This is a genomic window from Amycolatopsis orientalis DSM 43388 (assembly GCF_000411975.1).
Lineage (GTDB): Bacteria > Actinomycetota > Actinomycetes > Mycobacteriales > Pseudonocardiaceae > Amycolatopsis > Amycolatopsis orientalis_D.
This window is the reverse complement of the sequence record NZ_ASXG01000168.1, coordinates 1-7,286: the sequence shown is the minus strand read 5'-3', so window position 1 is coordinate 7,286 and position 7,286 is coordinate 1. Positions and strand designations below refer to the sequence as shown.

The following is a 7,286-nucleotide window of genomic DNA, read 5'->3' as shown; positions in this document are numbered from 1 at the left end:
TTTCCCGCCTTGACAAGCACCCCCGAACCGTCAGCACAATCGGGCTTCGGGGTGCCCCACGCCCCCAACCCGGGCGCAATGTCGCCCGCCAGGGCGACGAGCCGCCCGCCCCCACCCCCTCAAGAAAGCAACCGCTGCTCCTTAGCCACCGCAACCGCCCCAGCCCGCGTATCCACCCCCAGCTTCTCGTAAATCCGCCCCAAATGCGTCTTGACCGTAGCCTCGCTGATAAACAACCGCCGGGCGATCTCCCGGTTCCCCACCCCCTGCGCGAGCTGCTCGAGAATATCCCGCTCCCGATCAGTCAACGAGCGCCGAGGAGACCGCAGCTGCGCCATCATCCGATCCGCCACCGGGGCCGACAACGCGGTCCGCCCAGCCGCCGCGGCCCGGATCGCCGCGTACAGCTCGTCCGCCGATTCAGCCTTCAGCAAATACCCGGTGGCCCCGGCCGCAATGGACCGAGTGATGTCGGCGTCGGTGTCGTAAGTAGTCAACACCAGCACCCGAGGCGGCTCCGCAGCGGAACGTAGCCGCCGAATAGCTTCCACCCCGTCCATGCCGTCGCCCAATTGCAAATCCATCAACACCACATCCGGGCGCAACGCGGCGGCGAGGTTGATCGCTTCGTGCCCGGTCGCGGCCTCGCCGACGACCTCGATCCCGCCCGCCCCGGCCAGCAACGCCCGCAGGCCGGCCCGGACCATGGCGTGGTCGTCGCAGAGCACGACGCGGATCGGCTGGTCGTCAGGCATGGCTTGGTCCCAGCGGAATCGCAGCCGAGATGACGGTGCCCTGTCCGGGCGCGGATTCGACGGTCAGCCGGCCGCCGAGTTGCGCCGCCCGGGCGCGCATCGCGGGCAGGCCGTGGCCGCGGCCGTCGGCGGCCGGGGCGGCCGGGTCGAAACCGCGGCCGTCGTCGGTGATGTCCAGCACGACCTCATCGTCTAGGTACGTGAGGGTGAGCGCCACTCCCGACGCGTCCGCGTGTTCGCGCGCGTTGGCCAGCGCACCCTGCGCGATCCGCACCAAAGTGGACTGCACCCGGCTGGGCAGCGGCCGAGCCGGTCCGTCGACCTGGACCCGCACCGGCCGCGGTTCGCGTTCGGCGACGTTCCGGAGGGCTTCCTCGACCGAATGTCCGTCGAGGTCGGCGGGGGCCAGGTCCTGGACGAGGCCGCGGGCTTCGGCCAGGTTTCGCGCGCCGATCTGTTGTGCCGCATGCAAATGTTCGCGGGCCAAGTCCGGATCGGCCCACGCGCGGTCGGCCGCCTGGAGCAGCATCGCCTGGCTGGACAGACCTTGCGCCAGCGCGTCGTGGATTTCGCGCGACAGCCGTTGCCGTTCGTCGAGCATTCCCGCGCGCCGTTCGGTTTCCCGCAACCGGACCGCCTGCCGCCGCAGGTACGTGATCACCGCGGCGGTCACCGCGGCGACGGCCACCGGCACGATGGTCAGGTTCGGGTCGAAGCCGGTCGAGAGCCGGTTCTGTGAGAGCACTACCAGCGCGGTCACCAGCGTGACCAGCACCAGCGCGGGCCCGGTCGGCAGGGTGCGCAGGCCGGTGACGAACAGCGGGACCGCGCACCACGCGAAGCTCGGCGCGAGCAGCACCAGCACCACCCACAGCACGGTCACGACGGTCAGCCACGCCAGGTACGGCACGGTCACCTGCTCGGGCCCGGTGACCCGCAGCACCAGGCCGACCGCGTAGACCGCGGCCAAACCCCCGGTCAGCGCGATCACCCAGGGCGCGGCCGGTTCGCCGTGGTGGTGGTCGAGGTAGCGCACGATCGACGCGACCAGCAGCAGGAAGAACGCCGTGTGCATGGTCGCGGCCAGCCACCGCGCGTCCCGGTCGACCATCGCCGCCCTCCGTAGTTCCGTCCCGTCCCGCAGCCTGACCTGTGCGCACCCGGCCGGCATCAGCCGATCGGATGACCCGAGTGTCGGCCGTTCCTCGCCGCGAGGCGAGCCGAGACTCCGATCCGGTGCAGGCGGTCCGAAACGCACGATGAACGCATCGAAGCCGGACAAGCCAGGGAGCACCTGATGAAGAACTTCACCGCCAAGACCCGCATCGCCACTGTCGTCGGCGGCCTCGCCGTGATCGGAGCCGCCACCACCGGCGCGCTGGCCGCCAACGCCGCTACCCCGGCCGCCCCGGCGCAGGCCGCTCCCGCCCAGGCCGCGCCGAAGGGGCTGGTCCAGACCACGCGCCTGTCGATCGCCGCGGCGCAGAAGGCCGCGCAGGCCGCGCTCGACGCCGCGGAGAAGGCGGGCCAGAAAGTGTCGGTCGCGGTGGTCGACCGCGACGGCAACACCATCGTGACCCTGCGCGGCGAGGGCGCCGGCCCGCAGTCGTACTCGTCGGCCGAGGAGAAGGCGTTCACCGCGGTTTCCTGGAACGCCAAGACCTCGGAGCTGACCGGCCGGTTGCAGCAGACCCCGACGCTGAAGGACATCAAGGGCACCCTGTTCCTTGCCGGCGCGGTTCCGGTGGACGCGAACAACGCCCCGATCGCGGCGGTCGGCGTGGCCGGGGCGCCGTCGGGTGCGCAGGACGAGACTTTCGCCCAAGCCGGGGTGGACGCGCTCGGCAAGTGACGGGCGAGCCCGGCTGGGACCCCGGTGGGCCTCGTCGCCCACCGGGGTCAGGGTCTGCCGGTCCACCTGCTGGCGTATTCCGTGCGCACGGTCTGTCGCCAACGCGGTCGATCCACGCCAGCCGCGACGAACTGGCCCGGATGGCAATGGTCGAGCGGCACCTCAGCTAGCACCGCCGAACCCGGCCGTTCAGGAGGATTTCGATGCCCCGGACCGCCTCTTCCTTCCGACCCCGGTGATGCGCCTCTAGCAGATCCAGCCGAGCGCCCGCCGCCCTGATGCTCACCAGCGCGCTCGGGAACCGATGGGACGCCCGGGCGATCCGCCGGACGTGTCCGACCCGGCACGGCCTACCCGCGGAACCGCTTCACGTAGTCCTCGACGATCGGCCGTTCCGGCGCGATGATGTTGTCCGGCAGCCGGTCCAGTTCGAAGAACTCGTAGCCGGTGATCTCCGTGCCGTCCACGGTGACCTCGGTGTTCTCGACGGTCGCGGCGAACGCGGCGGTGACGTTGTGCACCTCGTCGCCGTGCGGATACCGGTAGAAGTACTCCGGTCCGGAGTAGACGCCGAGCAGTTCGAGGTCCCGCACCACCAGTCCGATTTCCTCGCGTACCTCGCGGCGGCCGGCGTCCTCATAGGACTCGCCGGGATCGAGGAATCCGCCGGGCAGTCCCCAGTCCTGGCTTTCCTCGCGGAACACCAGCAGCAGCCTGCCGCGCTCGTCGGCGATCAGCACCGAAGTGCCGGGCAGGATCAGCGGGCGGGTGCCGACTAGGGCGCGCAATTCGGCGATGTAGTTCATCAGCGGTCAGTACCTTCTCGGTCGGATTCGGCTCCGCCGCGCGGGCGGAAGGCGACTATGGGCAACTGCTGGACCATCCGGCGCCGAGCCGCGTCCGAGCCGTCGTAGCGCCAGCCCAGGAGTTTGCTCAACACCGGACGCAAGATCGGGCGCAGCAGGAGGTTGCGGCGTTCGTAGTCGGCGATCGCGTCGGCTGCTTCGAGCTCGTCGAGGATGCGGTACGCGGGCACGAACTTCCGGCGGCCGATCGCGACCTCCGCCGCCGGGGTCGCCTGGATGTTGCGGTACCAGTCCGAGGACGGGCCCAATCCGGCGATGGCCAGCACCTCGCCGGTCCGCGGACGAAGCCCGATCACCTCCAGGACCGTCCGGTAGCGGCGGCCGGACTTCCGGCCGAAGTGGGTAAGGCACAGGAAACGCTTGCCCAGCAACCATCCCAGGTCGCGGTCGTACAGCTTCGCCGGCGCTTTGAAGACCGTGCGCGCTATCCGGTTCACGATCGGACTCCCTCCTGTGCCGAATGGTGCGGGTTCGTGATGAGCGCGGCGGACTTCCCGGTCAAATTCCCGGCCACGAACCGGTCAATTCCCGGCAACCGGGCTACTTTCAGTGGGAGGCGCGGTTTGCGGACGGGCAGGAACTTTCCCCCTCGCTAAGGCTGCGTAACCAGCCCCCGCAGGACGGCGGTGACCGCCGCCGGATCCCCGCCGGGGACGAGACCGCGGTGCAGCAGCAAGCCATCGATGGTCGCCACCAGCACCTCCGTGGTGGCCTCCGGATCGGGTACCCCGCGCTCGGCGAGCCAGCGACTGACCTGCGCGCGAAACGCCAGGAGCAAGCCCCCGACCTGGTCCCGCAGCTCGTCGTCGCGCCTCGCCGCCAGGTACGCCTCGACGAACAGCACCGACAACGGGTCGACGCCGGTATCCGGCTCGACGGACCCCATCAGCGCGGACACCAGATCAGCCGGGTTCTGCGTCGCGGCCAGCGCGGGACCGACGCTCTCCAGCACCTCGCGCATCGCGTCGAGCACCGCCTCGCGCAGCAACGCCTGCAGCGACGGGAAGTGGTAGTGCACCACGCTCGGAGTCACCCCGGCCCGATCCGCCAGTACGCGGGTGCTCACCCCTGTCCAGCCACGCTCTGGCACCAGCTCCGTCGCCGCCGTCAGCAGCCGCTGCCGCACGTCCCGCCCGCGTGCCGCTGCCGGTGAAGTCATCCGCGCTCTCCTGGTCGATCGTCCCGGGCAGTCGTTAGGGCGATCGCCCTGTACGACTGCCCTGATCGTAGCGCGGGGCACCGACACCAGGAAAAACAGTCGGCCGAGGTCAGCTGGTCAGCACCGGCGCCCGCTTCCGGAGCCGCGGGCGCAGGGTGAATCCGCTGGGCTTGAGCGTCAGCGATTCGACGATCTTCAACTCATACGACGGATCTGCCTCGAAGTCGTAGCGCTGCAGCATGATCCCCAGCGCCAGCACCGCTTCGTGCAGCGCGAACTGGCGGCCGATGCACGCGCGTTCCCCGGTGCCGAACGGTTTGTACGCCTGAGCCGGACGCTTCCGCACCGCCGCCGGCTCGAAGCGGTCCGGGTCGAATTTCTCCGGATCCGGCCCCCACACGGTGGGGTCGCGGTGGAGCATCGGCAGCGGGACGATGACCGAATCGCCCTTGCGCATCGGGTATTTCCCGCCCAAGACCACGTCTTCGCGCGCTTCCCGGGAGTAGCCGGGCGCGGTCGGCCACAGCCGCATCGCCTCGTCGAGCACGCGGCGGACGTACCGCAGCTTCGCGACGTCGCCGAAGGCCGGTTCGCGATCGCCCCACACCGCGTCGACTTCCGCGCGGGCCTTCTCCAGCAGTTCCGGGTGCCGCGTCAGGTAGTACAACGCGAACGACAACGCACCGGACGTCGTCTCGTGGCCCGCGACGACGAACGTGATGGCCTGGTTGCGAATGTTCACCGGGTCGAGCTGTTCGCCCGTCACCGGGTGGCCCTCGGCGAGCATCAACCCGAGCAGGTCGCGCACCTCGCCGCCTTCCCTGCGGCGCGCTTCGATGACCTCGTCGACCAGGTTCGTCATCGTCGCGATGTCGGCCTGATTCTGCGCCGTCGACCCGGCCAGCGCCCGCCGCACGAACGGGAGTTTGACGTTCTCCAGCTGCGCGAACCGCAGCGCCCGGATCATCGCGGTGACGAACGGATGCGGTTCGGTGCGCTCGAACGACCCGAAGCGGTAACCGAAGCCCGCGAGGCCGATCGTCTCGAGCGTCAACCGCGTCATGTCGGCGGCGACGTCGACCGGACCGGTCGCCCGATCCCACGACGCGGTCAGCTCGCCGGCCACCTCGAGCATGGTCGAGTGGTAGCGGCGCATCGACTCGGCGGAGAACGCGGGCTGCAGGATGTCGTGCGCCAGCCGCCAATTCGGCTCGCGAGTGTGCGCGGTGAACAACCCGTCCCCCGCGACCGCGCGCAACCGCTCGACGCCGAGCCCGACGTGCTTGCCGAACTTCGTCTCGTCGTTGAGCTCGGAGACCAGGTCGACCCCGGTGACGAACACGATCTCGAGACCGAAGAACTTGCGAGTGAAAATCGGCCCGAGCTTCTCGCCGGCGCGCATGGTGCCCTGCAACGGCGTCCGAAGACTGGCCCCGAGCAGGTCGCCGACGACCGGAAGCCGGCCCCGCCGGTGCGGAATCGCGGTGGTGTCCAACGTTCGCTCCCCTACTGAACCCGCATCCAATAGCGTTACCATCCTCCGCTACTGAACTGGTGTCAAGTAAGCTGGGAGGATGCGGACGCGCCTGAGCACCGAACAGCGGCGCGAACAGCTGCTCACCATCGGAGCCGGCCTGTTCGCGGGCCGCCCGTACGACGAGGTGTGGATCGAAGAGGTAGCCGAAATCGCCGGCGTCTCACGCGGTTTGCTGTACCACTACTTCCCGACCAAGAAGGACTTCTTCGCCGCGATCGTCCGAGAGCAGCGCGACCAGCTGCTGAAGATGAGCGAACCCGACCCAGCGCTGCCGGTGGCTGAACAGTTGCGCGCCGGGCTGGAGGTATACCTGGAATTCGCCCGCACCCACCCCGACGGCTACCGCATCGTCCACCGCAGCGCAGGCGACGCCGACCGCGAGATCCGGGAAATCTGCGAGGCGGGAATGGCCGCCAACGCGGAGCGCATCCTGTCCGCGGTCAGCCTCCTGCGCCCAGTCACCCCGACCACCCAGCTGGCAGTCCGAGGATGGCTCTCGTTCGTGGCGACGCTGATCCTGGACTGGCTGGACGAGCCGAAGATCAGCACCGAGGAACTGCGGGACCTTTGCGCGAGGACTCTTTTCGCCGCCGTAGACGTGGACCCCAACGACATCTAACGCGACGAAGCTTCCGTGAGGGGAACCCTCGCAGACGCAGATTCCCTCAAGGACCCCCTCACGACCAGCGACCGACCGTGAAGGGCCCCTTCACGGACTTAGATTCCCTCAAGGAGCCCCTCACGCCCCGCCCAAAGACGCGGCCGAGATGCATCCACTCGGCATTCAGCGCACCCCACCCAGCGCAACATTCAGCGCAGCCCACGCACCCGATGCCGCATCGGGGCACCGCCGAAAACCGCAGCCGCCGCACCCACCGAGCAAGGGACCAGCCCCTCCCCGCACCAACCCACCCGAACCGCGCACCCACCCCATAAACCACAGCCGCTGCACCCACACCCAGCCCCCTCCCCGCACCAACCCACCCGAACCGCGCAGCCACCCCATAAACCGCAGCCACTGCACCCACCCACCGAGGCACCCAGCCCCCGCCCCGCACCCCGATACGAAGCCTCCCTGCGGGCGGTGGGTGCTTGTCAAGGCACGCTTTCCCGCCTT

8 protein-coding genes are annotated in these 7,286 nt (G+C 69.5%); 2 read left to right on the top strand and 6 right to left on the bottom strand.

Annotation, left to right across the window (positions count from 1 at the left end):
- Positions 1 to 119: 119 nt before the first annotated feature.
- Together L942_RS34870 and L942_RS34865 are read right to left on the bottom strand one after the other, a co-directional pair.
- Positions 120 to 755: a response regulator gene (locus L942_RS34870; RefSeq protein WP_037368497.1), complete on the bottom strand. Its 636-nt coding sequence runs from the start codon at positions 753 to 755 to the stop codon at positions 120 to 122.
- A complete protein-coding gene (locus L942_RS34865) occupies positions 748 to 1,866 on the bottom strand; it encodes a sensor histidine kinase (protein WP_051166467.1) in 1,119 nt (372 codons plus the stop codon). The genes L942_RS34870 and L942_RS34865 overlap by 8 nt, the downstream gene beginning before the upstream one ends.
- Positions 1,867 to 2,052: 186 nt before the next feature.
- Between L942_RS34865 and L942_RS34860 the strand changes: the two genes are divergently transcribed.
- Positions 2,053 to 2,607 carry a GlcG/HbpS family heme-binding protein gene (locus L942_RS34860; RefSeq protein ID WP_037368495.1) on the top strand — a complete coding sequence of 185 codons (555 nt, stop codon included), beginning with the start codon at positions 2,053 to 2,055 and terminating at the stop codon, positions 2,605 to 2,607.
- A gap of 350 nt (positions 2,608 to 2,957) precedes the next feature.
- Here the strand turns inward: L942_RS34860 and L942_RS34855 are convergent, their stop codons facing one another.
- The 4 genes from L942_RS34855 to L942_RS34840 form a co-directional block, all read right to left on the bottom strand.
- On the bottom strand, positions 2,958 to 3,413 hold the full coding sequence (locus L942_RS34855; protein WP_037368492.1) for an NUDIX hydrolase: 456 nt from the start codon (positions 3,411 to 3,413) through the stop codon (positions 2,958 to 2,960).
- Positions 3,413 to 3,910, bottom strand: coding sequence for a nitroreductase family deazaflavin-dependent oxidoreductase (locus L942_RS34850; protein WP_235079590.1), 498 nt, complete (start codon positions 3,908 to 3,910; stop codon positions 3,413 to 3,415). The genes L942_RS34855 and L942_RS34850 overlap by 1 nt, the downstream gene beginning before the upstream one ends.
- Before the next feature lie 155 nt (positions 3,911 to 4,065).
- Complete coding sequence (locus tag L942_RS34845; protein ID WP_037368489.1) at positions 4,066 to 4,632, bottom strand: TetR/AcrR family transcriptional regulator; 567 nt, start codon at positions 4,630 to 4,632, stop codon at positions 4,066 to 4,068.
- A 109-nt stretch (positions 4,633 to 4,741) separates the two neighbouring features.
- Complete coding sequence (locus L942_RS34840) at positions 4,742 to 6,127, bottom strand: cytochrome P450 (protein WP_037368486.1); 1,386 nt, start codon at positions 6,125 to 6,127, stop codon at positions 4,742 to 4,744.
- 79 nt (positions 6,128 to 6,206) lie between these two features.
- Between L942_RS34840 and L942_RS34835 the strand changes: the two genes are divergently transcribed.
- On the top strand, positions 6,207 to 6,788 hold the full coding sequence (locus L942_RS34835; RefSeq protein ID WP_037368484.1) for a TetR/AcrR family transcriptional regulator: 582 nt from the start codon (positions 6,207 to 6,209) through the stop codon (positions 6,786 to 6,788).
- The last annotated feature ends 498 nt before the right edge of the window (positions 6,789 to 7,286 follow it).

Coding starts and splice junctions, on each gene's coding strand:
- L942_RS34835 (WP_037368484.1), top strand. CDS start 6,207: ATGCGGACGCGCCTGAGCACCGAACAGCGGCGCGAACAGCTGCTCACC.
- L942_RS34870 (WP_037368497.1), bottom strand. CDS start 755: ATGCCTGACGACCAGCCGATCCGCGTCGTGCTCTGCGACGACCACGCC.
- L942_RS34860 (WP_037368495.1), top strand. CDS start 2,053: ATGAAGAACTTCACCGCCAAGACCCGCATCGCCACTGTCGTCGGCGGC.
- L942_RS34865 (WP_051166467.1), bottom strand. CDS start 1,866: ATGGTCGACCGGGACGCGCGGTGGCTGGCCGCGACCATGCACACGGCG.
- L942_RS34855 (WP_037368492.1), bottom strand. CDS start 3,413: ATGAACTACATCGCCGAATTGCGCGCCCTAGTCGGCACCCGCCCGCTG.
- L942_RS34845 (WP_037368489.1), bottom strand. CDS start 4,632: ATGACTTCACCGGCAGCGGCACGCGGGCGGGACGTGCGGCAGCGGCTG.